Below are 25,877 nucleotides of genomic sequence, written 5' to 3'. Positions count from 1 at the left end.
TTATAAACGACGCCTTCCGCGCGAATGGAACTCGTCCACACGCACATTGGACATGAAACCGGTGGCGCGGACGGATGTGAATTCGAATCCGGCGTCGCGGATTGCATCTTCCTTGACCTTGTGCATCAGGCCAATCTGCAGATCGGGCCTGGCTGCCAGTACAGATGACAAAAAGATGATGCGGCGCACGCCCTGCCGCTTTGCGCCTTCCAGAACCATGCGGAAGGATTCGGCGTCGAGTGCCGCGTTCATTAGAAAGACCGCCCTGACGCCCTTGACCGCTGCCTCGAAGCTTTCCGGCTGGGTCAGATCCCCTTGCACCACCTCGACCGGATCTCCCCAGCGCTTCGCTACATCCGCTAGCTTGCTCTGGTCGCGGGTGAAAACCCGAACCTGTTCCCCACGTGCCAAAAGCCCATCAGCTACCTGGCTGCCTACGTTGCCTGTTGCTCCTACGATCAGAAACATTGTTTGCCTCTCTCTGCGCCGGTATTGTCCATGCTTCTCGACGCGACAGGTTTTGGATGCAGCAACAATCATCGCTGTTTGCAATACACTGTTTCTATGGGGGAACAGTAGTGAACGATCTGAATGAGCTACAGTTCTTCGTGCAGGTGTCGCGGACGCAGAGCTTTACGCAGGCTGCTCGAAAGCTGGGAGTTCCAAAATCGAGTGTGAGCCGGGCGATACGCCGATTGGAAGACAGGCTCGGTGTCCGGCTGATCGATCGCACGACCCGCAGCGTGGCGCTGACGGAGGCTGGTGAGCTCTACCGAAGCCATTGCCAGCGGATTATGGATCAGGCGGAAGAGGCGGAACAGGCGGTCGGAGCGCTGCTGGCAACGCCGCGCGGAAGACTGAGCATTGGCGCACCAGTAGCCTTTGCCCGGTCAGTCATCGGACCGATGTTGGGAGAGTTCCTAGCTGCGCACCCTGATCTGCAGGTGGATCTGCATCTGCTTCACGGTGCGGAGAATCCTGATCAGGAAGATCTCGACATGCTTGTGAAAGCGGGGCCGCTGGAAGACTCAGGAATGCTGGTGAAACCGCTGATGCGCATCCGGCTAGGAGCATATGCCAGCCCGGATTACCTCGAACGATGTTCGATGCCGCAAACCCCTGGCGATCTTGCGCAGCATAGTTGCGTGACGACAAGTTGCAGCCAGTTTGGGCTACCGGCTGGATACACGATTTTGCGATTGCGGCGAAGCGGTGAATTATGTGAGGTCAGAGTGTCAGCTAAGGTTTCTGTTCCGGATCCGACAGTCAATCACCTGCTGGCCGAAGCGGGAGTCGGAATTGCACTGTTGTCGCAATCCATGGCAGCGCGAGAAACCGAGGAGGGCCGTCTGGTGCGCGTTTTGCCGGAGTGGGAACCTGATCCGGTTGAGTTGTACGCGCTCTATCCGCCGCGGCTAAGCGCTTCACCGAAGGTACAGGCATTCTTGCAGTTTTTCCGCGAGACTTACGGCCAGAAAGCATGGCTGGGAGAAACTGGTTCAAGCCCCATACTAGCCAAACGGCACCCGGTTCAAAACCGAAGAGCCGTCAAATTGACTTAGCGAATGCTGTTGGATCAGTGAGCTGATCCCTCACCAATAGGGGATAAAGCCGAAGCGTTGCTCGCAGTCACCGGTTTGTCGCCGAAGTAGTTGCGATCCCAAAGGCTTTTGTAGAAGATGCCGGTCAACTCTGCTGCGCGAGGTCCGAAGACCGGCCGCCCGCCTTCAAGGAAGAAGACCGTTACCAGACTGCCCTGCGGAGAATCGGAGAAGGAGCCGAACCAGCCGAAGCGGGTTCCGTTATTCGAGCAGGTTCCGGTCTTACCGAAGACGGGAAACTCGTGGAAGTTCACTCGCAGTGAACGGGCGGTGCCGTACTCAACGGCTCCGGCCATGCCGTCTTCAAGATCGGGAATATAGCGGGAAATGTTGAGGGTGCGCTTGATACGCGGTTGGAAGCTCGCGATTTCTTCAGGAGTGGTTGGGTGCTGGAGGTAGTAGAGGGTACCTCCGTTGGCAATGGCAGCGACGAAAGCGCCGAGTTGAAGCGGCGTCATCGATACGCCCTGGCCGAAACTGCACATGCGGCCTACGCCGCCTTCGGAGGCTGGGATCTCTTCTGCCGGGTAGGTTCCGAGCTGCTCGCCGGGGATGTCATAGCCGGCTAATTCCCCGAGGCCGAACTGGGTGGCGTAATGGCGGACACGCTCAAAGCCCAGTTCGCGGCCAAGCTCTTCAAAATAAAGATTGTTTGAGTGAGCTAGAGCTTCCGTCAGGTTCATGCGGAAGCCGCCGAGGTTTACAGGAGTATCGCGGGTGACAAGACCCTCGGAGAGGGCTGCCATGGCGACTGAAAGCTTGATAGTCGAGCAGGGCTCGGCTCCGGGCGAAAGCGCGAGCTTCTGGTTGACCATGGCCAGGATGCGGCCAGTAGATGGGTTAATAACCAAGGCCGTGCCATTCATATTGCCGAGCGCGTCGATCAATGCTGCGCGAATGGTCGGATCTTCACCTGTGGTGACGTCGCCATCCCCCTGAGATGTCACGAAGGAATCGGCGGTAAAGCGTTCGTAATAGCGATGGCGGCGCGATACGACACTTGCCCGACGTACCCGTCCATGGACGACGGCATGATGGGAGGCGGTTGCAACTGATTTGGAGCCTGGATGTGCAGTATGCCGAACAGGGTGATGTACTTCCTGAACGCTGGTCTTTTTGTGCCTAACGGAATGAGCGGTGTTGGCGGCGAAAGCGGAGTTTGCACACGCCACCAAGGATGCCAAGGCAAACACAACAGCAGTGGATACAAATTTGCCCATCAGAGAAGCGTCCTCGATGTGGAATCACGTCGACGGGAGCTTTTAAGGTCTTTTCTCCGTCGCAGAAACAGCAACCAATCCAACTTGCTCATTCTCCCCACAGCCTTTATCGGCACGCGGAGACGACTGGCACACCCAATTTAGGTTAACAAAATTAAATAACCGCTCTCTCCGGCCGCCAAAGCACTTCCAGAGAACGGAGAGCGGTAAACCGCTTTTCTTCTGCGATGAGCTTACATGCAATGTACAGATCGCAGAGTAGAAAAACAATCACTTTTATGGAAAATTGAGGCCGGGTTGCTGATATGAAACTTGCGGCCCCAATTCCAAAGAACTGCTTAAAACTGCCCCCGTCGCAAAAACGCCGGAATATCCAGATCCGGCTCTTCTGTCTGGGCGGGCTCACGGAAAAATGCGCTGCGGTCAGAACCAGCCGGAGGCATTTCCGTGGCGTAGTCGCGAGGCAGAGGAGTATAGGTGGGCGCTTCGGAGAGTTCCGCAAATCTCGGCCGCGACGGAGCGGCGACCACCTCAGCGGTTTCCGAGAAACGTCCAGCGAACTCATGCAACGGGGACGGTTCGCTTACAGATACTGGTGATGGAGTCTCCGCGACCGTTTCAATGGCTGGAGCAACGGCAACTGCGGCGGCAGCCATTACGCCCACCGGTTCTGGTTCGGAAGCGGCAATCGGCCCACTTGGCCGCCAGGCCTGCAGGGTGGCCGGCTGCGCCTCTTCTTCCTCGACTTCACTCATGAAGCGCAAAGGTGCGACAGCGGGCTCCTTCATCCATGAGTCGGGAGCGACTACGGGTACGGAAACGATTGGGGTTCCAGCCACATCGAGCATGCGAGCGCGACGCTCGGGCATCTGGTCGCGGAAGCCGGTAGCGATGACGGTGATCTTCACGTCGTCGCCCATGCTCTCGTCGAGCACCGCACCAAAGATGATGTTGGCGTCTTCGTGGGCTGATGTCTGGATGAGCGAGGAAGCCGCATTGACTTCAGAGAGCTTGAGCGTGCTTGAACCAGTGATGTTGATGAGAATGCCGCGTGCTCCGTCGATCGCTCCTTCTTCCAACAGTGGAGAGGCCATCGCGGCCTGTGCTGCTTCAACGGCGCGATTTTCGCCGGAGCGGATCGCAGTGCCCATAACGGCGTGGCCCATGCCTGCCATGGTGGTTTTCACGTCAGCGAAATCCCTGTTGATGATGCCGGGGATGGTGATGATGTCGGAGATCCCCTGAACGCCTTGGCGCAGCACGTCGTCGGCGACACGGAAGGACTCGAAGAAGCCTGCGTCCTTCGCGACCGCGAGCAGCTTTTCGTTGGGGATGACAATCATGGTGTCAACGGATTCGAGGAGTTCGGCCATGCCGCGCTCGGCCTGCTGCAGACGGCGCTTGCCTTCAAAAGCGAAAGGCCGCGTCACCACGGCAACTGTCAGAATGCCCATTTCGCTGGCCAGCGAGGCAATCACCGGCGCCGCACCCGTGCCTGTGCCGCCGCCCAGGCCCGCAGTGACGAACACCATGTCTGCGCCCTCAAGAGCTTCAATGATCTTGTCGGAATCTTCGAGTGCTGCACGACGGCCTACGTCAGGGTTTGCTCCGGCTCCGAGACCCGAGGTCAACCGCACGCCGAGTTGCAGTTTAATAGGAGCCTGAGAGAGACGCAGTGCCTGCACATCTGTGTTTGCGGTGATGAACTCGACGCCTTCGAGCCTGGCGGAGATCATTCGGTTGACAGCGTTGCCTCCGCCGCCACCGACGCCGATGACCTTGATACGCGCGCCGTGCGGAATTTCATCATGGAACTGGATACGCATCGCGTCGGATGTCGGCGTGTGCAAGGTTACGGGATGATTGTTGGGCTGCGGCGTTCCCATCTGCTCCATCGTATGTTGCCTCCCCAGGCCTGGCCTGGCATTTCAAATTCGATACTACAAACTTGCTGCGAAAATAGCGCGTAGTTTGGCGCGCAAACTGTTGTTCTCTGCGGTACGTGTCACGCGTTTTCTGTGCGCGTAGAGCAGCATGCCAACGAGTGTGGAGTAAGAAGGATGTGTCAACTCACCTGGCATACGCGAGAGCTGTACCGGCTGACCGATGCGCGCAGGGCAATGCAGAATGCTTTCGGTTACATCGAGCAAGCCCGGCAATGTTGCTCCACCGCCAGTGAGAACGCAACCTTCACCGAGCGCTCCCAGCACGCCGCCGTCGCGAAGGCTGCGGCGCACCATGTCGAAGAGCTCACGAGCCCGCGGTTCCAGAATCTCAGCTACCATGCGATGACGAATCATGGTTGGATGCGGGGTGCGAATCTCGATCTCATCCAACTGCGGCACGGCTGTCACGACTGCATGGCCGTAACGCAGCTTTAACTGTTCGGCTTGAGCGACAGGTATCTGCAGCACTACCGCGAGATCGTTGGTGAAGTGCTGTCCACCGAAGGGGATGCTGCCGGTATGCGCGACTGCGCCTTCAAAGTAGACGATCAGCTCTGTCGAATGCGCGCCGATATCGAGGACGCAGACACCCAACTCGCGCTCATCGGCCGTGAGCGTGGCCTCTGCCGATGCAAGCGCTTCGAAGACTGTGTCGCTGACTTCGAGACCAGCGCGGTTGGCGCAGGTGACGATGCTTTGCTGCACGCTGGCCGAACAGGTCGACATGTGGAGATCGACTTCGAGTCGACTACCGACCATACCGACCGGATCGTGAATGCCGGGTTGGTCATCGAGCACAAACTGGCGCGTAAGCAGGTGCAAAATTTCGCGGTCGTGCGGCAGTGTTACGCCGCGTGCGCGCTCGACGGCGATGGAGACATCGTCTTTGCTGATCTCGCGCATACGTGTGCCGAAGTTGAGGCCAGCCGTGGTGTTGACGCCCATAATGTTGGCGCCGCCGACGCCGACTGTACACTCATCGATGTTGACGCGAACAGATTGCTCGGCGCGGTCGAAAGCTGCTTTTACTGCACGTGCTGCCGGTCCAAGCTCCGCGATGAGTCCCTTGCGCATACCCGCCGACTCTACGACTGCGTGCGTGCGATAGCGCAGCGCGCCTTCGTTTAAGTCAGCGGCAAGCACACGAGTGTAAGCCGAGCCTACATCGAGCACCACGATCAGGTTTTCCTGCTTCTGGCTCATCGTCGTTCGTTCCCGTTCACCGATTCAGTGCGTATTCTGCTCCCTAGAACCCCTGTACATGGTGGTGTTGCTATTGCCCTTGATTCACTGTTGCTGTATGCGCGTGTGCTGCCCTAGCTTTAGCAGCTTTTGCCCGCTCGGCACGCAATCGCGCGGCGCGGCGTTTTGCTTCCTCAGCTTTGTGCGACACGGGCGCTGCTTTCTTTGTCGCCGGTTTTGTTGCTGTCGGAGAGTTGCCAGTCGGATTCGTCTGGGACGCGGCTGCCTGTGCCTGCTCAGCAGGATTTGCCGGCGCCATTTCCAACGGTATTTCGTTGTCATAGCGCAGATCGACACCCGTCAGACGAGGATATTGCTGCCTCCATCCGGCGATATGCGATTTGTAGACAGCGAGGCGCTGCGCGAAATGATCCTGGCCAAAGTGAGCGAGAATATCCGCGCCCTGTTCAGGCATGGTGGCCCGCAGATCTTCCGGATCGGAGAGATCGATTTCGGATATCTGTGCACTCTGATGTTGACCGCCTTCGTCAAGCTCGGAGATGAACTTGAGGTACAGGGCCATCCGTGCGCTGCGCGCTGCCAGCGAATCGTGCGCGTTGATGCCGGTCAGCACAGGAAATGAGTAGTGATGGCGCGCCATCATGGCCGGCGGCATATCGAGGATGACGCCATCGGCATCGGCTAGCTGAACGCGCGAGCCTTCGCGAACAAAGGCAACCGGGGTGCGCTCGACTACGCTGACGCTGAGCCGGTTGGGCAGGAAGCGCATGACGGTGGCCTGGCGTACCCAGGGGATTGTTTCGAGCTCCTTACGCCGCTCGGCCAGCGGCACAAAGAAGACGTTGCGGCCGATGTCTTCGCCGAAGACCGGGAGGACATCGGAGCGATTTACCTCGCCGAGTCCGCTGGACTCGATGCTGGCTGTGCTTTGAATGCGGAAATGCGCATTGTGCATCAGGAAGTGGCGGGTAATGACTCCGGTGGTGATCAGTGCGCCGAGCACCAGCAGAGTGCCGGTGCCGAGCAGGATACGGCCAAAGGTGCTTCGGGGGCGCCACCATGGGGTCCGCGCCGAAGCAAACCGGCTCCGCCGCGGAATGGGACCGCCATCATCGAGATCGGCGACAGGAGGCATGGTGTTGACGACACGACGGCTTGCCCGCTCTCCGGAAAGGACAGCGGAGGGAGCACGCCACGCCGTCCGGTTCGGGATAGGCTGCGGCGCAGCCCCGTCTGCCGGGTCCTGGTCGTCCCAGAGGGTGGTTCGAGTTGGATAGCTCTTCGAGGTCACGCCTGAGCAAGGTCGTGAGAATCGCCAACTCTCACTATAGCGGTGGCATGTGCGGATTCCGGCGGCAATCGGAGCGGGGAACCCGACGGGTTACGGCTGGATGGGTTCGACTCAGCGGGCGTCGGAGTAAGACTCGCAACGGACGTCAGGGAATTTCTCCTTGAGGTCCTTGACGCGGAAGGCGGTTACGCCTTGTTCATTGATGTGTTCGATGGCGGCCTCCAGATGCTCCTCGGTCCATACGCCTCCGAGCGGAGGCTCGACGAAATCGATGCCGTTACCACGTCTGCGGCGAACAAAGGTGGCGTTGTTTTCCAGACGAAAGACGGTGCGATTGTCGCGGTCACCGAGAAAAAAGACGAAGGCCAACCCCTTCATCTGGGATTTGGAAGGATTTGGATCTTCGTAATCAATGACATAGAGCGTGCGCTCGCCGGGATAAGCCGTGGTGTCGATGTAGTAGCCGAGGTTCAGTTCCTTGCGGTCGTGATGCAGCAACTTTTTCGCATCCCGACCTTCCACCAGGCAATGGCCGGCCTGGCGCAGGATGGATGAGTCCTGCTGAGGCGCGGCGACGGCAGTGAAAGCCAGAGCGGCAAGGATGAAAATGGCGACATTTCTCATACGACGTATATCGGCTCCTATTCCTCTGCCGCCCGGTCATCATAACCGAGACTGAACCGCGGGTCAGCGCAACAATAACCTTTGGAAGCAGGGGGAAACTCTTCAGCAAAGAGGGATTCAATTTTCAAGGCGTTAAGCTGGAGCAATGCTGCTCAAATTAATGAAGCTGACGATGAAGCCTATCTTCTTCGGTGGGATCGCAGTGGGTTGCCTTGGCGCGGCTTTGCCGCTGTCCGGGAACGCGCAGACTCGTAGCGAACATCCTTATCAATACTTTAGAACCGGAGCAGCGACAGATGTTGCGCCCAGGCCAATGGCGGGTTTTGCGCTGATGGGCGGTGGGACCGATCTGGATGAGGCCTTTCGCTGGCTCTGCACACGTGCCGATGGTGGCGATTTCCTGATTCTGCGTGCTTCGGGTGATGACGATTACAACCCCTATGTGCAAAAGCTATGCCCGCTTAATTCGGTGGCTACGTTGATTTTGCCGAGCCGGGCTGCGGCGCAAGATCCGCTTGTCGCGGAGACGATTGCTCATGCAGAGGCCATCTTTATCGCAGGCGGTGATCAGGCGAATTACATTCGCTACTGGACCGGAACGCCTGTGCAGGAACAGCTGAATGCGGCAATTAAGCGAGGCGTTCCGTTAGGTGGGACGAGCGCTGGGCTCGCGGTGATGGGGGAATGGGTTTATTCAGCGGAGGGAGATAAGCCGGGTGATCCGAATCTGGACAGCGCAACGGCGATGATGAATCCGATGGGGCTGAGGATTACGCTGGCTCACGAATTTCTGGACATTCCGATTCTCAAGCATGTCATCACGGATACGCATTTTGTGAGGCGTAAGCGGATGGGGCGGCTGCTGGTCTTTATGGCACTGATACAAGGTGCCGACGATCCGCAGATTCGTGGCGTAGGCGTGGATGAGCAGACCGCAGTGCTTCTTGAGCCGACCGGGAAGGCGATGGTCGTCGGTAAAGGCACTGCAGCCTTTCTTTCGCCGCTCCCGCCGGCGCCGAAGATAGAAACTGGCAAGCCACTGAATCGCGCAAGCTTTGATCTGCAGACAGTCCCTACGGGCGGCTCTTTCGATTTCTCGAATTGGTGCTGCGCCGAGGCGAATACTGCTCGGAGCATCGGGATTGAAGCAGGCGAGCTTCGCCCATAAAGCTGAGGTTCAAGCGGGAGTGGGCTGCGCGGCTGGCTCTGATGGACGGCTCTCCAACGCGATGAGCAACTGCGGCCCAAGCTGGCTGACGCTGCCAGCGCCGAGTGTCAGGATAAGATCGCCTGATTTTGCGAGCGCAAGTGCCCGGCTCTCGGCTGCGGCAAAATCCTCTACATACGCGGCTTCCGTTCCCTGAATGCCGGCAGCGAGCAGCTCGGCGGTCACGCCTGGAATGGGCTCCTCGCTGGCTGCATAGATCGGCAGCACCGTGACAGAATCGGCCCGGACGAAAGCGCCGCCGAACTCGTGCAGCAGATCACGAGTCCGCGTGTAGCGGTGCGGCTGGAAGATGACATGGATTTTGCCGTAGCCGCATTCGCGAGCAGCGGCGAGAGTAGCTGTAATCTCGGTGGGATGATGGCCGTAATCATCGACCACGCTGATGCCATTGGCGCGTCCGCGTAGCTGAAAACGGCGATCGACGCCGTTGAAGCTCGCGAAGCCCTCGGCGATTTTTGCTGTTGGCACTTCAAGCTGGCAGGCGATGGCGACTGCCGCCGTGGCATTGAGAATGTTGTGACGGCCGGGTACACGCAATTCGAATGGCCCAAGAATGCCCTTGGCGGTCAATACGCGAAAACGCCGGAAACCGCTGGCCGCACACGCCGGCCCCTCGGATGTGCTGGTTTCGCCGTCGAGAATTTCGAGCCGGTAATCGGCATCGGCGGCGACGCCATAGGTGAAGATTCGCCGCTTGACGCGCGACAGAATGCTGGCCAACTGCGGATTATCTATACACGCAATAACAGCGCCGTAAAACGGCACCTTATCCATGAAGGCGAGGAACGCTGACTCGACGTCTTCCATGTCGCGGTAGCAATCCATGTGTTCGCGGTCGAGGTTGGTGACGACTGCGAGGATCGGTGACAACTTGAGGAATGAACGGTCGCTTTCGTCGGCTTCGGCCACCAGGTATTGCGAGCTGCCAAGGCGCGCATTCGAGCCGAGGGCATCGACTCGACCTCCGACAACGACGGTTGGATCGAGCCCACCAGCGGCGAGAACACACGCGACCAGCGATGTGGTGGTGGTTTTGCCGTGCATGCCGGCGATGGCGATGCCGTATTTCAGGCGCATCAGCTCGGCGAGCATTTCCGCACGCTGGATGACAGGAATCTTGCGCTCGCGTGCTTCTTTCACTTCGGGATTCTGGGGGTTCACGGCAGAGCTGGTCACCACAACGGAAGCATCGCCCAGGTTGCCTGTCTTATGTCCCTCGTAGATAGTTGCGCCCATGACGGAGAGGCGGTCGGTGATGGAGCTGCGACGCAGATCGGAGCCTGAGACGCGCATGCCGAGCGTAAGGAGAATCTCGGCGATACCGCTCATTCCGATACCACCGATTCCGATGAAGTGAACGTGCTGCTTCTGAATGAACATCCTGTAAAGCAAAGGTTAACACTCAGGCATGTGGAAGCTTAGTGCGGACATCGGAAAGCGTTCACGACAGCCATCGCGCAACCCCGCAGCTACGTGGAAGTTGCGCATTTTTATTTTTCGCGGATAACACGAAAGTCTCGCAACTCCTGCAAAATGCCGTGTTTGCACAGTACATGAAAGGTGAGTCGAAGGGCTGCAGCAGTAGACAAGCTTCCCTCTCACGGCTCGACGGTTTCCGGTTGTGAGGCTTTTTAAGTCCGGGAACGAAAGGCAGGTTGTTATGCGGAATACGATGCGGAACTGGATGTTCGGAACTGCTTTGATGACTGGTTTGTTTGCCGCGGGCGCGGCCGGCGCCCAAGCACAGGTTCGCGATTTTCATCGTCCGGTCGTGGCTCCGGTTTACCGGGAGCGGGTATACCAGCACCCCGGTGAGTTTGTACGGCCTGGATTTGGGGTCGGGGTGACGGTCGGCGCTCCGGTAGTAGCGGATACTTACATTCCGCCTTGCCCAGGTGACGGCTACTTCTGGACAGCTGGCTACTACAATGCCGGTGTCTGGATTCCGGGACGCTGGACTTTCCGTGGCGGATATGGCGTTGCCCGCTTCGACCACCCTGTTCGTGGATTTGACCGCGGCGCGGGTCGCGGTTTTTACCGGCGCTAACGACCGGCTTTAGTTGCTTCGTTCTCACAACATGGCCTCCTTCTAAACCTGGAAGGAGGCCATGTTGTATTTACGGCACTTACAGTGCCGGTAAAAGAATCGCGCAACTTCAGTGCGATATCCGCCAACCAATAAGAAATATCGCAACTTCTCGCGTGAAGCTGCGTTGAATAGAATGACGGTGCCGCAACGGCGGCACAAGGCTTACCGGGAAAGAGCCATCACCAACCGGAAACTGGTTGGATGAGGCCGGAGGGCCTAAGGAGGTTTAACATGCGATATCTTCGCTTCGCTTTTATTGCCGCTGCCTTGGCCGTGGCTCTTTCGTTTTCAACCCAGGCGCAAGCCCGCGTTTTTGTAGGCGTCGGGATCGGCCCTGTGGTTGCCCCTGTTCCTTACGCTTATGATCCTCCGGACTGCGCGTATGGCTACTATAACTACTACCCGTATTCCTGCGCTCCTTACGGCTATTACGGTCCCAGCTGGTTCAACGACGGTCTGTTTATCGGCGTAGGTCCTTGGTATGGCTGGGGTTGGGGCCATGGATGGTATGGCCGTGGTGGATGGTATGGCCGCGGTTATGGCTACGGTGGACGTGGATTCTACGGCGGTAGAGCCGGGTATTACGGTGGACGCGGCGTCTATGGTGGTCGTGGGTACGTCGGTGCACGGCCGGGCTACGGTGGCGCCTATCGTGGTAGCGTAGGCGGCGCATACCGTGGCGGTGGCGCGGTTCGTGGCGGCTTCAGTGGAGGCGGAGGCTTCCATGGTGGTGGCGGCGGCGGATTCCATGGCGGTGGTGGCGGCCATGGCGGTGGTGGCCACAGATAATCGCGATAGTGGTTGCGAGAGGGACGAGCTTTGGCTCGTCCCTTTTGTTTTGTGTTGAAATTTTTAAGGGATCGGGGAGAAAAAGTTAGCGGCGGAATCGCCGGGGCAACCCTATCAGAATCTTGGCGATGCGGGCGGCTGCGGATGGGTGCGCCAGCGTGCGCGCCTGGGCTGACATACGGTGCAATGTAGCCGGATCGCTTAACAGGTTGCGAACAGCGTCGACGATTCGCGCAGGCTGATTGAGTTCGTGCTCCTGAATCATGATGGCGGCTCCGGCCTCGACCATCACTTCTGCATTACGGCGTTGATGATCGTCAGCAGCAGCGGCGAAAGGGACGAGAAGAGAGGGTTTGCCGGCGGCAGCCAGCTCAGCAACGGTGGATGCGCCACTTCGCGCAAGAATCAGGTGCGCCGCGACAAATTGCGCGGCCATATCATCCAGAAACGGCTCAACTTGCCAGCGTGACGGATCGGCTCCTGAGCCTTGATAAGCCGCTCGCGTGGCGTCGGCGCTGTTTGCCCCTGCCTGATGCAGCAACGTAAGTCCGGGCACGGCTTCGAGCAGTGCCGGTGCGAGCGGTGGCAGGATAGTGTTGAAGATTTTTGCTCCCTGCGATCCACCGAAGATCAGCAAATGGGGTGCAGCGTTTGCCGGTGGCGCACTGATAGCGAAGAACTCAGGGCGCACTGGAATTCCCGTCACCTCGGCATTGCGAAACCATTTTGCGGCGGGCGGGAAATTAACCGCTGCGGCCTGTACGTATCTGCCGACCATCCGATTAACCATGCCGGGAACCGCATTCGGTTCGAAAGCCATCGCCGGTATGCGTTTAAGCAGGGCAGCTGCCATGGCAGGGCCAGAGGCATAGCCGCCAACACCGAGAACGGCATCAGCGCGAAACGCACGCAGGATGCGCATGCAGGCGAGGACGCTCATGGGAAGCTGCGCTACCGTTCTAAGGCGGGTTGCGAGCGAAACACGATTGAGCGGACCGATCTCGATCAGCTCCAGCTTGAATCCGGCCTGCGGGACGAGCCGGGATTCCAATCCCCGCGCTGTGCCGATGAAGAGAATTTCGGCCTGATATTTTGCGACTAGCTCACGAGCCACTGCGAGCGCGGGAATAATGTGCCCACCGGTGCCACCGCCGGCGATCACGATTCTTGCTGTGGAGCTTTGCAATGGAATACGGTCCGGCAAGCTACTCTATCTCGCGTGTCAGGTTGAGCAGAATGCCGATGCACGCCAGCATGATGCAGAGCGAGGTTCCTCCATCAGAGACGAAGGGTAGAGTGATGCCCTTAGTCGGCAAGAGAGCGACTACGACGCTCATATTGAAGAAGGCCTGAATGAGGATGGTGATGGTAATACCGAAGGCCAGCAGCCGCGCGAAGGGATCGCGGAGCAGAAATACAGTCCGCAATCCGCGAATACCGAGTACGACGAAGAGCAGGATCAGGAACATTGCACCGATGAAACCCAACTCTTCAGAGATATTGGCAAAGATGAAGTCAGTGTGTGGCTCGGGAAGATAAAAAAGCTTCTGCACGCCTTCCATGTAGCCGCGGCCCGTCCAGCCGCCTGTACCCACGGCGATGAGGGATTGATTGATGTGAAAGCCTGCGCCCTGTGGATCTGCTTCGGGATGCAGAAACACTTTCATGCGCGCGAGACGCCATGGCACGAAGATGAGAAGCGCGACCACGACCGGAGTTACCGCGGCGAAGATGCCGAGAACATAGCGCCACTCCATGCCTGCGAGCAGCAATACCATCACCAGCATGCCGAAGATGACCAGCGCTGTACCAAGATCGGGTTCTTTGACGATGAGCGCGAGGAATACGAATGCCGGACCCGCCGCAGGGAGCAGCGTATGCTTCCAGTCGCGCATGGCATTGAGCCGCGTGTGCAGAAACCAAGCCAGGTACATTGCGAGCACAGGCTTGGCGATTTCAGATGGCTGGAAGGTGAAGAAAGGGCCGAAGCGAATCCAGCGATGCGTGGCGTGCGATCCGTGAACGGCAAAGACCCCTACCAGCAGAAGAAAGGTAATGCCCATCGCGGTATAAATGAACCGCTTTGAGTTGTAATGCCGGTAGTCGACACGCATGAGCACGACCATGGCGATGACACCGAGAAGCGCCCACAGTGCCTGGCGGCCAAGGAACGTATAGGGCGAGCCGAAGCGTGCTTCTGCCATTACCGCAGATGCGGAAAACACCGAAGCCAAGCCGAGCGTGACGAGCGACAGCGTCGTAAAAAAGAGCCACTTATCGACACCGACACGCTTCGCCATACGCTATCGCACTCCCTTCGCCCCTACGTGTTCAAGCACCAGTTCCTTGAAGACCCGACCGCGATGCTCGTAGTTTTCAAACTGATCGAAACTGGAGCAGGCGGGAGACAACAATACGACGTCGCCGGGATGCGCGGCCGCGCGCCCCGCGGCAACAGCCCGATCAAGCGTCTCGCAGGAGACTATCGGCACCATACCGCGAATCTGTGACTCGATCTTCTGCGCGGCGGAACCGATGGTGTAAACAGTCTTGACCCGGCGACGCAGCAGATCGGAAAGATCAGCGTAGTTGGAATTCTTATCCTTGCCGCCCAGGATCAGGTGAATGCAGCCGGGGAAGGCTGCGATGGCCTTCGCCGCTGCATCCACATTGGTGGCCTTTGAGTCGTTGTAATACTCGACGCCATTATCGACTGCAACAAACTCCAGCCGATGTTCAACGGCCTGGAAGCTTGCTATGGCGTTTGCAACGGATACCGCATCGGCTCCAGCGAGACGCGCAGCGCAGACAGCGGCGAGCACATTCTCCACGTTGTGCGCGCCTTTCAACGGAATCCGATTCATCGCGATGATTTGTTCGGAGACAGCGTCTGGTGCAGAACGGAAGCAAATCCAACCATTCTGAACCCATGCCCCCTGCGCAACCGGCTCTTCCATGGAGAACCAGTAGACATGTGCGACTGTACGGGCAGCTGATGATGCGGCGCGGGCATTGTCGGCATTCAAAACGAGGCAATCTTCTTTTGTCTGAGCGCTGAAGATGCGCTCCTTGGCCATTGCGTAGTTTTCAAAACTGCCGTGGCGATCGAGATGGTCTGGAGTGATATTGAGAATCACCGCAATCTGCGGATGAAAAAGCTGCGTGCTCTCCAACTGGAAGCTGGAAACTTCGAGAACCGACCAGCTATCGTCTGCGCTCTTGTCGATGAGGTCCACGACCGGCACGCCGATGTTGCCGCCTACCAGCGTCTTAAGGCCCGCTGCAATCAGCAGTTCGCCCGTGAGCGCAGTCGTTGTGGTTTTGCCATTGGAACCAGTGATGGCGAGCACTTTGCCCCTGAGATATTGCGAGGCCAGTTCGAGCTCGCCGATTACAGGAAGCCCGAAGGCTTTGACCTGCACAATCTCCGGCGTATCGAGCGGTACTCCGGGACTGACTACGATCAGATCCTGACGGCGGAAGGTGAGCAATCCATGACCGCCGGACTCCACCATGATGCCGTGCTCGAGCAATGCGGGAATCTCTTTCGCGAGAGCGGCGGCGCTGCGCATATCCGAGACAGTCACCTGCGCTCCCTGACGGCGTAGAAACAGAGCCGCTGAGAGACCGGATTTACCCAGTCCGACGACCAGTACTTTCTTTCCTTTCAACTCCATTCCCGCTCCAAAATTCTGCCTGTACGCCAAGATTCATTGTGTCACTCGGAGGCGCCGCGGCTTGCCTGTTTAACGCAGTTTCAACGTAGTGAGTGCAAACAGTGCAAACACCAGCGCAGCTATCCAGAACCGCGCGATGACTTTGGACTCCCGCCAGCCCAGCAGCTCGAAATGGTGATGCAGTGGAGCCATCTTGAAGATACGCTTTTTCCGCAGCTTGTAACTGCCGACCTGCAGCATGACGGAAACCGCCTCGATGAGGAAAATACCGCCGATGAAAGGCAGTAGTAGTTCTTGCCGGATAATTATGGCGACCGTTGCGATTGCTCCGCCGATGGCCAGCGAGCCCACATCGCCCATGAAGACTTCCGCAGGATGGGCGTTGTACCAGAGAAATCCGATCGACGCGCCCACCATCGCTCCACAGAAGATGGTGACTTCCGAGACCAGCGGCATGCGCTGCAGTTCGAGATAGTTGGAAAAGACAATGTGGCCGCTGACGTAGGTCAGCACTGTGAGCGCGCCAGCAGCGATGATGGTGCAGCCGATGGCGAGGCCATCGAGACCGTCGGTCAGATTGACCGCGTTGGACGAACCGACCAGCACCAACACTACCCAGATAACAAATGGCACAAAGACGAGAAAATGCAGATGCGGCAGCGTTGCAGGCCACCAGTGCCATTGCAGATCGGGCCGGAACTGCTTCACAAACGGCACGGTGAGCTGCGTGGAAAACATGCGGAACTGTTCCAGCACCGCTAATGCAGAGGCAACGCCAACCGCCGCAAGACCTTGCCACGCCAGTTTGGCACGCGCCGTCAGGCCAAGATTGCGGCGTTTGACGACCTTGATGTAATCGTCGGCAAATCCAATCGCGCCAAAGGCCGAAGTGGAAAGCACCACTACCCATACGAATGGGTTTGTGAGATCAGACCAGAGCAGTGTCGGCAGCAATACGGCGATCGCGATGAGCACGCCGCCCATCGTGGGCGTACCGGTCTTCTTCTTGTGTGATTCGGGACCGTCTTCGCGAACGTATTGGCTGATCTGAAACTGCCGCAGTTTCTCGATAACGAATGGCCCGATCCCCAGGCCGATCAGCAATGCAGTGAGCGACGCGAACGCCGTGCGGAACGTAATGAACCGGAAGATTCGAAAGGGATGAAAATATGGGAAGAGTTTTTGATAGAGCAGCCAGTAAAGCAAGTGGCCTCCGGAAACCAGTTGGGGGTCCTACCCGATTTTACAGGCGCGACGCTGTATGCGAACGGCGCCAGATGATGACTAATTAGCGTCGTCATGCGACATGAGGGCATCGATCGCCCGCTCCAGACGAACACCTCGCGAACCCTTTACCAGCACTACATCCCCGGTACGCAGATTTTCTTTGAGCCACTCGCCTGCCGCGTCCGCATCGTGCAGGAAAATCGTTGCCACGCCAGGCACTGCAGCCTCGGTCACTCCGCGAACCAGATCGGCGGCATGGCCACGCACACCAACGATCACATCAACGCGAGCCTCAGCGGCAGCCCGCCCGCAGTCGGCATGCAGCTCCGCAGCAAAATCGCCGAGCTCCAGCATCTCGCCAGCTACAAGGATGCGCCGCGTGGCAGGCCGCGCCGTGAGAGTGAGAATCATCGCTTTCAGAGCTTCGGGGTTCGAGTTGTAGGCGTCGTTGATGATGGTTGCGCCGTGTAGGTGAAGGATCTGCCCGCGTTTGTCGCCGGGCGTAAGCTGCTCCAGCGCATGAATCGCAGCATCGAGTGGAACGCCGGCCTCTTGCCCCACGGCGATGGCTGCCGCCGCATTGACGGCATTGTGCCGCCCCAGCAAAGACAGCTTCAGCGTGGCTTCGCGGCCTTCTGAAACAAGATCGATTTCGAGCTGATCGCCTTCGCGAACCGCAGCGATCAGCGGATCAGAGCACGGACCGGCTCCGAAGTAGACTGTTTTGCCCGGAAAATCACGGCCGAACTGGCTCACGTAACGGTCATCACAATTCAGGAAAGCCACCCCATTCGGCGGCAGCGACTCAATCAGCTCATATTTGGCACGCGCGATACCGGCCTGACCGTCGGGGAAATTTTCGACATGCGCCATGCCGACGTTTGTAACAACGCCCCAGTCCGGAGCGGCGATGCGACATAGTTGGGCTATCTCGCCTGAGTGGTTCATACCCATCTCAATGACGGCGTATTCGTGCTCCGGCTCAAGACGCAGCAATTGCAGCGGCAGGCCAAATCCGTTGTTGAGATTGCCAAGCGATTTAAGCACTGGAAACTCCGCAGCCAGAACTGCAGCTACAGCTTCCTTGGTCGAGGTCTTGCCCGCGCTGCCCGTAACGCCCACCACACGCTTGCCCCACTGGCGGCGAACGTGCGCGGCAAGCGTCTGCAATGCGATCAGTGGATCTTCCACGATAAGCAGTGGGGCCGCCAGAGCTGCGTTCGGCAGGCTTACTACGCGATGCACCGAGACCACAGCGCCAATTGCGCCGTGCTCCAGAGCAGCGACGACAAAGTCATGTCCATCGAGCCGCTCTCCGCGCACGGCGAAGAAAAGCTCTCCAGCAGCAACGGTGCGCGAATCAATGGAGTATCCGGACGCGACAAGAGCGCCTACACCCTGTGCGCTTGCGGGAGCCTCAAGCCTAGCGCCCGCGCCCAGGGCCGCCTCTGCCAATGTAAGTATCATTGCTCTCCACCATAGCCCATTGCTTGCAATGCGGAAAGAGCAACCTTTGCATCGGAGAAAAAGATTACTTCATTGCGAAGTACCTGCTGTGTCTCGTGTCCTTTGCCTGCGATCAGAACGACATCGCCGGTATGAGCATGGGAAAGAGCCAGCGCGATGGCTGCTGCACGATCTGGCTCGACCAGATAATCCGTACCGGTCGCGATCAGTCCCGGAAGAATCTCCACGATGATGGCGTCAGGCTCTTCGGACCGCGGATTATCGCTGGTGACGATGACCAGATCGCTACCTTCGCCAGCCGCTTGTCCCATTTTTGGACGCTTGGTGCGGTCGCGGTCGCCACCGCAGCCGAAGAGCGTAATCACGCGACGATTCGTGGCGGGTTGCGACGATGGGGCTGCCAGCAGTTGTCGCGCTAGCCTCGTGAGATTGCGCAGGGCATCGTCTGTATGCGCGTAGTCTACGATCACGGTGAAGGGCTGACCCGCATTCACCGGCTGAAAACGTCCCGGCACCGGACGCAGCAACGGGGCAGTCTTCACAAGAGCTGCGAAGTCAACACCACGTGAATGGGCAGCAGCGAGAGCGCCAAGCAGATTAAGCACGTTCACTTCTCCGGCAAGATGCGACTTGATCTGAGCTTCGCCTGCTGGAGCAATCAACTGAAACTCAGCCCCACTTGGCGTAAGCTCCAGTCCTTCGGCTCGCCAGTTTGCATGCGTACTCATGCCGTAGGTGACGACGGTAGCTCCAGCCGCGCTCGCGACGGCGGCCAACTCGTTGCTGTATTGGTCATCAGCGTTTAGTACAGCAACACGCGGGGCCTTGTAGCGCGAGCCATCAAAGAGTAGACGCTTGGCGGCGAAGTAGGCCTCCATCGTCTGGTGATAATCGAGATGGTCGCGAGTGAGATTGGTGAAGATAGCCACGTCATAGCCGATTTCCGCGACTCGCCCTTGATCGAGTGCGTGGCTCGATACTTCCATCACTAGTTCGGTTGCGCCACGATCAACACCCTCGGCTATCAGCGCGAACAGATCGCGCGACTCAGGTGTAGTGTGGATCGCTTCGCGCACTTCACCCGCGATATGGTTCTCGATGGTTCCAACCAGCAGTGCTATCCTGCCGGCGTGATTCAACAGCGATTCCGTCAAAAATGCGGTCGTTGTCTTGCCGTTGGTGCCTGTAACGCCGGTGGATCGTAGTTTGCGCTCTGGATGATTGAAGAATGCGGCGGATAGCTGCGCCAGTGCTGTGCGGCCATGCTCTACGAGCAACAGGGGCAGCGCCGGATTCGTCACGGCAAGCTGCCTAAAGCTCTCTTGCGAATCGGTAACGATGCCTGCAGTGCGCTGTGCTACCGCAGTCGCAATGTAACGATTGCCATCGGTGGCGCCGCCGCGCATCGCGACAAAAACTGAGTCAGCACTGACCCTGCGCGAATCGTACTCGATGCTGATTATGTCCGCTTGCGCGCTGGAGTTGCGCTGCTCCAGAGATTTTACGTCGCGAATAAGCTCTTGCCATTGCATGCCGCATTCGATTCTATTCTGACGGCTCGGCGGGCGCGAACATTCTGCGCAATCATCCTACGCAATCGACAGATTGCATTGTCAGAAGCTGGAGAAATCAACGCGCGCAGTGCACGGTGAGCTGTGAACCGGGCGCGACAACTGAGCCTGCGGCGGGCTCTTGTGAGCGGACCAGGCCGCGGCCCGTCACCTGCAAATTCAGTCCTGCCAGCGCTGCCTGCTGCACTACCTGGCGGATTGGCAACCCGACTAGAGATGGGACTTTGACGCCATCGGTTCCCACCGGCAGAGAAACAGCCACCACCTGCGGCTGAGCCGTCGTTGCGCTGCTCTGTGCTTCAGCTACTGTTGGCTGATGCAATGTGTCGCTCTTTGCATCTGCCTGCTTCTGCGCCTTCGCGGCCTTTGCGCTGGCCTTTGCATTGCTGATGGACTCGCGCAACGGATCGTCGGCGGGCAGATCGTTCATGGCGGCGACCAGCTCACTTGCATCGCCGGTCTCTTCCTGAGCCGGCTCCACATCCTTTGCCGTGAGATTCTTCGACGCTGAGAGTGGGCGTAGATCGATATCGTGCGGAATACCGAGATACTCCAGCGTTTCCTGTGCTACCTGCGTAAAGACAGGAGCCGATGCGGCGCCACCATAGTAGGAAACGCCGCCGCCCTTAGGATTATCGAGAACGACGGCGACAGCGATCACTGGCGAGTTCACGGGAGCGATACCCGCAAACGACGCAATGTGCATGGTCTTCGAATAGGTATGTGTCGCCGGATCGATCTTTTGCGCGGTACCGGTTTTGCCGCCTGAAGAATAGCCATTGAGCTGCGCACTCTTGCCCGTGCCGTAGAGTACCACCGCTTCCATCATCTTGCGCATCTCCGCGGCGGACATCGTGCTGATGACGCGATGCGCTCCTGGAGGTAATGGATCTGGCAGCTCCTCGCCACCATGAAGAGGTTCAGCAGCAAGCTGGGTTGTTGGCTGGCCAACGACCTTACCATCCTTGCCCTGCTCGGCCATGAGAATGTGCGGCGGCAGATATACGCCGCCATTGGCGATTGTCGACACCATCGAAACAAGCTGAATCGGTGTTACACCAATCTCCTGACCGATGGCGATAGATCCGATGGATGTGGCACCCCAACGGTCTGGGCGCCGCAGCAACCCGCGTGTTTCGCCTGGCAACTCCAGTCCGGAACGCGCACCAAACCCGAAATCGCGAATGTAGTTATAGAAATTGTCCCTGCCCATGCGTAGAGCCAGCTTTACCGCTGCCACGTCGCTGGAGTGTTCCAGCGCCTGCTCCACTGTGATAACGCCAAGATGATCGTGTTGATCGTCGTGAATGGTGCGGCCGTTAAATGTGATGGCGCCGCCCTGGCAATCGATCATGTCATCGGGTTTCACAATGTGCTGATCGATGGCCGAAGCGTACGTCACCAGCTTGAATGTTGAACCCGGCTCGTAGACATCGCTCACGGCATGATCGCGCAGCAGCGCAGGTGTTGCGTGACGAAAGTCGTTGGGGTTGAAGGTGGGCCGGATTGCAAGTGCAAGAATCTGCCCGGTGTGCACATCCTGAATCACGACTGTGCCATTGTCAGCCTTGGTCCGCTGCATCGCGGCGTCGAGAGCCTTCTCTGCTATGAACTGGATATTTTCGTCGATCGTGAGTTCGAGATTTGCTCCCGGCTCAGGCTCGCGCTCAGTGGAGCCCATCACGCGGCGGCGTGCGTCTACGGCGGCATACATGCGGCCCGGCTTGCCGTGGAGCGGCGCATCGAACTTCTGCTCCATGCCACCGAGACCGTTATCGTCTACTCCTACATAGCCAAGCACTTGTGCGGCGATCTGATTATCCGGGTAGAAGCGTTCGAATTCTTTCTGGAAATAAATGCCCTTCAGATTGAGCGCCTTCACCTTGGCTGCGACTTCCGGCTTCACGCGTCGAGCGATCCAGGCAAAGCCGCGCGAGGCATCAACGCGTTCGTTGATCTGCGCCTCGGTGGTCCAGCTATCTTCTGGATTGGCATGCACGATCTGCGCAAGTTGATGAACGGTTGCTGTCTTGTCATCGATTTCAGAAGGAACGGCAAAAATTGAATCCGCCTGGACCGTCATGGCCAGTTCACGCAGGTTGCGGTCGTAGAGAACGCCGCGGCGCGGCGCTACTTCAAAAGTATGCTGCTGCTGCTTTTGGGCTTTTTCGACGAACTCCTGATGCCGCATGATCTGCAACCAGAAAAGCTTGACTGCGATCAGCGAGACCCAGATGAGCATAGCCAGACAGATTAGCCAGAAGCGCAGCGGCAACAACGACGCCGCGTTAGAACCGCGAGGGCGGTTGGCGCGAAGTTGAAATGGAGCTGTCTGGTTCACGCCGTGCACTCCAGATTGGGTCTTTCGATTGCTGCTATCGCCGGTTCCTGCGCGCTAGACGCGTGCTGGATGGCAAGACCCGCAGCTAGGGGGTTGGTGCAAGTTTGCCTGCTGCGGGATTCATCTGTGCAAGGGCTGGAGCGCTGGTGGTCACCTGATCTGCTGTATGCACCACCTGCTGTGGCTGCACCTCGGTTAAACCCATCTGCCGCGCCATGCTGTCAATACGATTAGGTTGCGAAAGCTCGGCTTCGGTAAGTTTCAACTGGCGGTTCTGCTCACGCAGAAGTTCAACCTGTTGTTTCTTTGCTTCCACGTTGTAGCCGATTTCGATCGAGCTGAAATGCTGCCATCCATAAAACATGACCAGGGAGAACAGCATCGTGACAGCTGCGGCAAAGATACGCATCTCACGGACGCGTACCGTGTCCGGAGCCTTCACGAGACGTGAGTTATCGATGCGCTTGGGAAAGAAGACCTCGAGCGTGGGACCACGGCGCAGACGCTGCTGCTCTGCAAAGAGCCGCGCGTTGCGCTCTTCAATACGACGGCTTGAGCTGCGTCCACTTTCGAAATATGTTGCTGCCTGCGCTGCCATGATCTCTCTCTTCCTTAAATCTTCTTGTCAGTTCTCTCTGCCGCTCTGAGCTTGGCACTGCGTGCTCTCGGATTGCGACCCGTTTCCTCTTCATCGGCCGTTACTGGCTTGCGTGTGATGATGTTCAGGATGCCCTCTGCCGCTTTTTCGCGGAATACATCTTTAGCGATGCGGTCTTCTAGCGAATGAAAGCTGATGACTACGAGACGTCCAGAAGGCTTAAGCGCCCCTCTCTTAAGCAGGAGGGGTGCGGCTTCCAGCAGATCGCGTATCTCATCTAGTTCGCGGTTAACGTGAATACGAAGCGCCTGAAAGGTTCTTGTCGCTGGATGGATTCGCTCGGATTTCATCATCGGGGCGCTGCCGCTAACGATACGGGCTAACTGTCCCGTAGTCGTTAGCGGCCGCGCCCTGACAATGGCTCTGGCGATTCTCCGCGACCTCCTCTCTTCTCCGTATTCGTAAATGAGATTGGCAAGATCTCTCTCGTCCATCTCATTCACCACTTGTGCGGCAGTTGGTCCCTTGCGCGTGTCCTGGCGCATATCCAGGGGTCCGTCTGCCTGAAAACTGAATCCTCGCTCTGGCTCATCGAGCTGCATGCTGCTCACGCCGAAATCTGCTAGCAATCCATCGAGACTTTCCGGCTCTACATGTTCTGCCGCCTGACTGAAAGCTTCGCCAATCAGCGTCACCCTCGGCATCCCGCTGCCCAACTCTTCCCTGAGCGCGTTCAATCGCTGCTCGGCAAGCTCCAGCGCCTTGGGATCACGATCGAAACCGATCAGATGCCCTTCCGGCCCGAGCTTACGAGCGATCAGGCTCGAGTGACCTGCAAGTCCGATGGTGCAATCGAGGTAAGTACCACCCTCGCGTACATCGAGGTATCGGATCACATCCTGAGAAAGAACTGGAACATGGCGTGGATTACTCTGCGTCATGTTCTCCCCCTTGGGGGCTTGCCTGCGCTTCAGGAGCCCTGCTGTTTGCTGGCTTCCCGTTGCGCCAGAATTGATCTTGCTTCCGCAATCGTCATTAGCTTGCCGCTGCCTTCACCCGGTCCCACCAGGCTTGCCAGATCCTGATCTGCTTCCGACTCGGTTTGCACTGTCAAAAACCGCTGTGAACCGATGACGACCACTTCCACATTCACTAACTGAAACTTCTCCCGCACCTTCTTCGAGAGCATCAGGCGGTCCTGCTTGTCGATCTCGACCACGCTGCCGAAGTAATTCACGATCTGCATCCAGGCAATCTTGGCTGGATCGTCTTCGGGCAGCTCCGCCTTCTTTGCTTCCTCGATCTCCCACTCCTGCATCGGCCAGATTTCAGCCTTGCGCCCGTCGCGGGAAGTAATAAAAAACACCGGACCGTACTGCTTGTCCGCAATCACCTTCATGAAGTCCGCAGGAAGCTTCAGTCTGCCTTTTTCATCGACTTTTGCTTCCTGCGAACCGCGAAACATTGCTTCTCTCGGATCTGGCCTTGTACCCGGCCTGCAAAACTTCGTATATCCGTTTGGGAATTACCCCAACATCGGAGATCACGATTCATAGTACCCGAGTTTTGGAGAGAATATTCCATGGCACTCCAAAAATTTCCACCAGAGTAGCCTAACTTTCCCCTTTTAACCCCTGCCGATTTCTAAAATTTGCCCCTCGTCCGCAACAGTTTTACCGGAATCCCCAACCGGGACGCTACACGATGGCCAGAAAAGAAAAGCACCACAAGATGTAGTGTTTACTGTGTTGGGTCAGATTTTCTGCTCTACCAGCGCCGAACTGTCCGCTTCCGATCAATCAGGTGAGCGACGAGGTAGGCCAGTACGGCCAGGTTTACGAAGAGAAGGGCCACGCGGATCGAGGTGACTCTGTGCATCAACTCGAAAATCTCAAGCGGAAGGAACGATGCAGTGAGAATTGCCGTTAGATATTCGGCCCAGACCTTCTCCAGCATGAGCCCAAGACCTTCGAGAAAACCCAAGCCTGCATAAAAGAAAAGAAAGAAAGAAATCTGCCGCAATCGATGGTCCGTCAGAAGCGACGCTTTTTCGAGGAGGAAACTGAGAACCCGGCCATCCGTATTCATCCGCATCGCTGTCGCCAGGTTGCCCAGCACGTCAGCCACGTCTTTATGCACCAGCTTCAGAGCACCCACTGCCACGGCAATCAGCAAAATTGACTGCAACAGCTTGTATGTAGCAATCAACTCAAGCCAGCGATTGCGTTTTTTGCGGACTCCGGACCGAGGCACCAGAAATTTGCTCCTACAACACTTGCATCGACTCCTGGAACTCCGCCTGCCAAGTCACCGCGGCGATTGGCTGAAATTCAGGATTTGCTTTTGTCTACGTTAATTTAACCGGGCTGGTTTCTGCGAATTCAGCATGTGGCACGGCTCTGGCCGGGTACGCTAGAACAAGCGATACACGGAGCGACAGGCAAAGTGCGACATACTTTCAGCTCAGAGCAATGGGTTCCCTTTCCGGTGGAACTGGTCTTCGCTTTCTTTGCCAATCCTGCGAATCTGCCACACCTGCTGCCTGCCTGGCAGCGCGCTCGCGTCGAGAGCTCACGTCTGATCGCCCCTCCGACGCGGCCAGTCGCCACCGACCCAGCATTGCGCTTTCAAAGCCCCGCAGCCGGAGTGGGATCGGAGATCGTTCTCAGCTTTCGCCTCATGCGAGGCCTGTTTCTACGCTCCCGCTGGCTGGCGCGCATCACCGAGTTTATATGGATGAGCCATTTCTGCGATGAGCAACTCTCGGGACCGTTCGCGTACTGGCATCATCGCCACGGGATCACAAGGGAAGTCAGAGAAAGCATCGATGGAACGCTGGTAACCGACGACGTGGAGTATGAGCCGCCAATGGGACCTTTAGGCGAGTTTGCCCACAACTCGTATATACGACCACAGCTTGCAACTCTGTTTGCACATCGGAGGAAGCGGCTTGAAGAGATTTTGCCGATAGCTGCCGCCCAGTCGGTGCGCCGGCGTTGATTCGC

23 protein-coding genes are annotated in these 25,877 nt (G+C 57.9%); 5 read left to right on the top strand and 18 right to left on the bottom strand.

The features are described 5' to 3' along the window. Positions 1 to 468 (bottom strand): SDR family oxidoreductase, encoded by a 468-nt coding sequence (locus OHL22_RS19040; protein WP_263340981.1) that lies wholly within the window; start codon positions 466 to 468, stop codon positions 1 to 3. Positions 469 to 578: 110 nt separating this feature from the next. On the opposite strand from OHL22_RS19040, the gene OHL22_RS19035 reads away from it, so the two are divergent. Then, complete coding sequence (locus tag OHL22_RS19035; protein ID WP_263340979.1) at positions 579 to 1,562, top strand: LysR family transcriptional regulator; 984 nt, start codon at positions 579 to 581, stop codon at positions 1,560 to 1,562. 14 nt (positions 1,563 to 1,576) lie between these two features. On the opposite strand, the gene OHL22_RS19030 is transcribed toward OHL22_RS19035, so the two are convergent. The 5 genes from OHL22_RS19030 to OHL22_RS19010 form a co-directional block, all read right to left on the bottom strand. Then, positions 1,577 to 2,821: a penicillin-binding transpeptidase domain-containing protein gene (locus OHL22_RS19030; RefSeq protein WP_263340976.1), complete on the bottom strand. Its 1,245-nt coding sequence runs from the start codon at positions 2,819 to 2,821 to the stop codon at positions 1,577 to 1,579. A 338-nt stretch (positions 2,822 to 3,159) separates the two neighbouring features. After that, positions 3,160 to 4,707, bottom strand: coding sequence for a cell division protein FtsZ (gene ftsZ / locus OHL22_RS19025; RefSeq protein WP_263341201.1), 1,548 nt, complete (start codon positions 4,705 to 4,707; stop codon positions 3,160 to 3,162). A gap of 54 nt (positions 4,708 to 4,761) precedes the next feature. Further along, entirely contained in the window at positions 4,762 to 5,970 is a 1,209-nt protein-coding gene (ftsA, locus tag OHL22_RS19020; RefSeq protein ID WP_263340973.1) for a cell division protein FtsA, read from the bottom strand. Positions 5,971 to 6,040: 70 nt separating this feature from the next. Continuing rightward, positions 6,041 to 7,261, bottom strand: a complete 1,221-nt coding sequence (locus OHL22_RS19015) for a cell division protein FtsQ/DivIB (RefSeq protein ID WP_263340970.1) — start codon at positions 7,259 to 7,261, stop codon at positions 6,041 to 6,043. A 111-nt stretch (positions 7,262 to 7,372) separates the two neighbouring features. After that, positions 7,373 to 7,885 (bottom strand): hypothetical protein, encoded by a 513-nt coding sequence (locus OHL22_RS19010; protein ID WP_263340967.1) that lies wholly within the window; start codon positions 7,883 to 7,885, stop codon positions 7,373 to 7,375. Positions 7,886 to 8,030: 145 nt separating this feature from the next. Here OHL22_RS19010 and OHL22_RS19005 point away from each other — a divergent pair, with 145 nt between their 5' ends. Then, positions 8,031 to 9,053 carry a cyanophycinase gene (locus tag OHL22_RS19005; protein WP_263340964.1) on the top strand — a complete coding sequence of 341 codons (1,023 nt, stop codon included), beginning with the start codon at positions 8,031 to 8,033 and terminating at the stop codon, positions 9,051 to 9,053. Positions 9,054 to 9,062: 9 nt separating this feature from the next. On the opposite strand, the gene murC is transcribed toward OHL22_RS19005, so the two are convergent. Beyond that, positions 9,063 to 10,493 carry a UDP-N-acetylmuramate--L-alanine ligase gene (murC, locus tag OHL22_RS19000; protein WP_263341200.1) on the bottom strand — a complete coding sequence of 477 codons (1,431 nt, stop codon included), beginning with the start codon at positions 10,491 to 10,493 and terminating at the stop codon, positions 9,063 to 9,065. A 280-nt stretch (positions 10,494 to 10,773) separates the two neighbouring features. Here murC and OHL22_RS18995 point away from each other — a divergent pair, with 280 nt between their 5' ends. Then, complete coding sequence (locus OHL22_RS18995; RefSeq protein WP_263340962.1) at positions 10,774 to 11,160, top strand: hypothetical protein; 387 nt, start codon at positions 10,774 to 10,776, stop codon at positions 11,158 to 11,160. Positions 11,161 to 11,433: 273 nt separating this feature from the next. Then, positions 11,434 to 11,991 carry a hypothetical protein gene (locus OHL22_RS18990; RefSeq protein WP_263340960.1) on the top strand — a complete coding sequence of 186 codons (558 nt, stop codon included), beginning with the start codon at positions 11,434 to 11,436 and terminating at the stop codon, positions 11,989 to 11,991. An 85-nt stretch (positions 11,992 to 12,076) separates the two neighbouring features. On the opposite strand, the gene murG is transcribed toward OHL22_RS18990, so the two are convergent. The 11 genes from murG to OHL22_RS18935 form a co-directional block, all read right to left on the bottom strand. Then, positions 12,077 to 13,195 (bottom strand): undecaprenyldiphospho-muramoylpentapeptide beta-N-acetylglucosaminyltransferase, encoded by a 1,119-nt coding sequence (gene murG / locus OHL22_RS18985; protein ID WP_263340958.1) that lies wholly within the window; start codon positions 13,193 to 13,195, stop codon positions 12,077 to 12,079. Position 13,196: 1 nt separating this feature from the next. After that, complete coding sequence (gene ftsW, locus OHL22_RS18980; RefSeq protein WP_263340955.1) at positions 13,197 to 14,291, bottom strand: putative lipid II flippase FtsW; 1,095 nt, start codon at positions 14,289 to 14,291, stop codon at positions 13,197 to 13,199. Between the two features lie 3 nt (positions 14,292 to 14,294). Continuing rightward, the gene (gene murD / locus OHL22_RS18975) at positions 14,295 to 15,668 is read right to left on the bottom strand and encodes a UDP-N-acetylmuramoyl-L-alanine--D-glutamate ligase (protein WP_263340952.1); all 1,374 of its coding nucleotides are present in this window, start codon (positions 15,666 to 15,668) and stop codon (positions 14,295 to 14,297) included. A gap of 69 nt (positions 15,669 to 15,737) precedes the next feature. Then, a complete protein-coding gene (mraY, locus tag OHL22_RS18970) occupies positions 15,738 to 16,874 on the bottom strand; it encodes a phospho-N-acetylmuramoyl-pentapeptide-transferase (RefSeq protein WP_263340951.1) in 1,137 nt (378 codons plus the stop codon). 78 nt (positions 16,875 to 16,952) lie between these two features. Then, complete coding sequence (locus tag OHL22_RS18965) at positions 16,953 to 18,362, bottom strand: UDP-N-acetylmuramoyl-tripeptide--D-alanyl-D-alanine ligase (protein ID WP_263340949.1); 1,410 nt, start codon at positions 18,360 to 18,362, stop codon at positions 16,953 to 16,955. Next, positions 18,359 to 19,894: a UDP-N-acetylmuramoyl-L-alanyl-D-glutamate--2,6-diaminopimelate ligase gene (locus OHL22_RS18960; RefSeq protein ID WP_263340947.1), complete on the bottom strand. Its 1,536-nt coding sequence runs from the start codon at positions 19,892 to 19,894 to the stop codon at positions 18,359 to 18,361. The genes OHL22_RS18965 and OHL22_RS18960 overlap by 4 nt, the downstream gene beginning before the upstream one ends. Positions 19,895 to 19,991: 97 nt before the next feature. Further along, complete coding sequence (locus tag OHL22_RS18955; protein ID WP_263340945.1) at positions 19,992 to 22,274, bottom strand: penicillin-binding protein; 2,283 nt, start codon at positions 22,272 to 22,274, stop codon at positions 19,992 to 19,994. A gap of 85 nt (positions 22,275 to 22,359) precedes the next feature. Next, positions 22,360 to 22,872, bottom strand: coding sequence for a cell division protein FtsL (locus OHL22_RS18950; protein WP_263340942.1), 513 nt, complete (start codon positions 22,870 to 22,872; stop codon positions 22,360 to 22,362). A 14-nt stretch (positions 22,873 to 22,886) separates the two neighbouring features. Further along, complete coding sequence (rsmH, locus tag OHL22_RS18945; protein WP_263340940.1) at positions 22,887 to 23,813, bottom strand: 16S rRNA (cytosine(1402)-N(4))-methyltransferase RsmH; 927 nt, start codon at positions 23,811 to 23,813, stop codon at positions 22,887 to 22,889. 29 nt (positions 23,814 to 23,842) lie between these two features. Beyond that, positions 23,843 to 24,337, bottom strand: a complete 495-nt coding sequence (locus OHL22_RS18940) for a division/cell wall cluster transcriptional repressor MraZ (RefSeq protein ID WP_263340938.1) — start codon at positions 24,335 to 24,337, stop codon at positions 23,843 to 23,845. Between the two features lie 302 nt (positions 24,338 to 24,639). Further along, on the bottom strand, positions 24,640 to 25,125 hold the full coding sequence (locus OHL22_RS18935) for a DUF2127 domain-containing protein (protein WP_263340936.1): 486 nt from the start codon (positions 25,123 to 25,125) through the stop codon (positions 24,640 to 24,642). 192 nt (positions 25,126 to 25,317) lie between these two features. Between OHL22_RS18935 and OHL22_RS18930 the strand changes: the two genes are divergently transcribed. Next, entirely contained in the window at positions 25,318 to 25,872 is a 555-nt protein-coding gene (locus OHL22_RS18930; protein ID WP_263340934.1) for an SRPBCC family protein, read from the top strand. Positions 25,873 to 25,877: the final 5 nt, after the last annotated feature.

This window comes from Acidicapsa dinghuensis (assembly GCF_025685685.1).
GTDB classification, from domain to species: domain Bacteria; phylum Acidobacteriota; class Terriglobia; order Terriglobales; family Acidobacteriaceae; genus Acidicapsa; species Acidicapsa dinghuensis.
Note: the sequence above shows the minus strand (reverse complement) of the source record. Positions and strands in the feature narration are given on the sequence as shown.

Bases quoted from the DNA above. Each gene is read 5' to 3' on its own strand.
- OHL22_RS18960 (WP_263340947.1), bottom strand. From the start codon at position 19,894: ATGCAATGGCAAGAGCTTATTCGCGACGTAAAATCTCTGGAGCAGCGC.
- OHL22_RS18990 (WP_263340960.1), top strand. From the start codon at position 11,434: ATGCGATATCTTCGCTTCGCTTTTATTGCCGCTGCCTTGGCCGTGGCT.
- OHL22_RS19005 (WP_263340964.1), top strand. From the start codon at position 8,031: ATGCTGCTCAAATTAATGAAGCTGACGATGAAGCCTATCTTCTTCGGT.
- OHL22_RS19040 (WP_263340981.1), bottom strand. From the start codon at position 468: ATGTTTCTGATCGTAGGAGCAACAGGCAACGTAGGCAGCCAGGTAGCT.
- ftsZ (WP_263341201.1), bottom strand. From the start codon at position 4,707: ATGGGAACGCCGCAGCCCAACAATCATCCCGTAACCTTGCACACGCCG.
- ftsA (WP_263340973.1), bottom strand. From the start codon at position 5,970: ATGAGCCAGAAGCAGGAAAACCTGATCGTGGTGCTCGATGTAGGCTCG.
- OHL22_RS18940 (WP_263340938.1), bottom strand. From the start codon at position 24,337: ATGTTTCGCGGTTCGCAGGAAGCAAAAGTCGATGAAAAAGGCAGACTG.
- murD (WP_263340952.1), bottom strand. From the start codon at position 15,668: ATGGAGTTGAAAGGAAAGAAAGTACTGGTCGTCGGACTGGGTAAATCC.
- rsmH (WP_263340940.1), bottom strand. From the start codon at position 23,813: ATGACGCAGAGTAATCCACGCCATGTTCCAGTTCTTTCTCAGGATGTG.
- OHL22_RS19030 (WP_263340976.1), bottom strand. From the start codon at position 2,821: ATGGGCAAATTTGTATCCACTGCTGTTGTGTTTGCCTTGGCATCCTTG.
- ftsW (WP_263340955.1), bottom strand. From the start codon at position 14,291: ATGGCGAAGCGTGTCGGTGTCGATAAGTGGCTCTTTTTTACGACGCTG.
- OHL22_RS19010 (WP_263340967.1), bottom strand. From the start codon at position 7,885: ATGAGAAATGTCGCCATTTTCATCCTTGCCGCTCTGGCTTTCACTGCC.
- OHL22_RS18965 (WP_263340949.1), bottom strand. From the start codon at position 18,362: ATGATACTTACATTGGCAGAGGCGGCCCTGGGCGCGGGCGCTAGGCTT.
- OHL22_RS18995 (WP_263340962.1), top strand. From the start codon at position 10,774: ATGCGGAATACGATGCGGAACTGGATGTTCGGAACTGCTTTGATGACT.
- murC (WP_263341200.1), bottom strand. From the start codon at position 10,493: ATGTTCATTCAGAAGCAGCACGTTCACTTCATCGGAATCGGTGGTATC.
- OHL22_RS18950 (WP_263340942.1), bottom strand. From the start codon at position 22,872: ATGGCAGCGCAGGCAGCAACATATTTCGAAAGTGGACGCAGCTCAAGC.